Source organism: Nocardia sp. No.11 (assembly GCF_038752175.1).
Lineage (GTDB): Bacteria > Actinomycetota > Actinomycetes > Mycobacteriales > Mycobacteriaceae > Nocardia > Nocardia canadensis.
Genome location: NZ_JBCGFB010000293.1, coordinates 1 through 322 on the forward strand (window position 1 = coordinate 1; position 322 = coordinate 322).

General features: G+C 67.4%; 1 pseudogene. It reads right to left on the reverse strand.

Annotated elements, in window-relative coordinates:
• Positions 1-322: pseudogene (locus V8688_RS32110) on the reverse strand (hypothetical protein); the annotation flags it as partial.

Genomic DNA, 322 nt, shown 5'->3' on the forward strand with positions numbered 1-322 from the left:
CCGGACTTCACGCTGTCGGGCACCGGGTAGGTGATGGTCAGGGTGACCGGGTTGCCGGAGTTGACGAACCAGCCGGTGCTGGTGACCTTCCAGCCGCCCGCGTTCGGTTCGGGGGTGACGTCCTCGGTGACCTGGCCGCCGATCGCGTGGTAGGCGGTGATGGTGGTCTTGGTCGGGGCGCCGAAGCCGACCGGCGGGAAGTCGGTGATGGTGTTGACGTAGGGGTTGCCGATCCCTGTGGTGCCGACGACGACCTTGTAGGTGACCGAGGTGCCGACGCCGATCTGCTCGGCGCTGGCGGTCTTGTCGTAGACGTGCGTGA